The 241-nt window shown below is 42.3% G+C and carries 2 rRNA genes (1 of these 2 cut by a window edge); both read left to right on the top strand.

The annotated features are described in order from the left end of the window. A 23S ribosomal RNA gene (locus KA828_RS08315) occupies window positions 1-11 on the top strand (it extends 2,898 nt beyond the left edge of the window). Between the two features lie 62 nt (window positions 12-73). Next, window positions 74-188: ribosomal RNA gene (gene rrf / locus KA828_RS08310) — 5S ribosomal RNA — on the top strand. Window positions 189-241 lie beyond the last annotated feature (53 nt).

Raw genomic sequence — 241 nt, 5'->3', positions numbered from 1 at the left:
AATTTATTTCAAAGTTTTGCGAAGCAAAATCATTTACTTACTATCTAGTTTTGAATGTATAATCATTCTCTTGTCTGGTGACAATGGCAAGGAGGTCACACCTGTTCCCATGCCGAACACAGAAGTTAAGCTCCTTAGCGCCGATGGTAGTTGGATTTACGTTCCGCTAGAGTAGGACGTTGCCAGGCATATAGTAATGGAGAATTAGCTCAGCTGGGAGAGCATCTGCCTTACAAGCAGA

The sequence above is a fragment of the Staphylococcus sp. GDY8P85P genome, assembly GCF_017892405.1.
GTDB lineage: Bacteria > Bacillota > Bacilli > Staphylococcales > Staphylococcaceae > Staphylococcus > Staphylococcus borealis.
The sequence above is the reverse complement of the archived record's forward strand: the minus strand, read 5'-3'. Positions and strand labels throughout refer to the sequence as shown.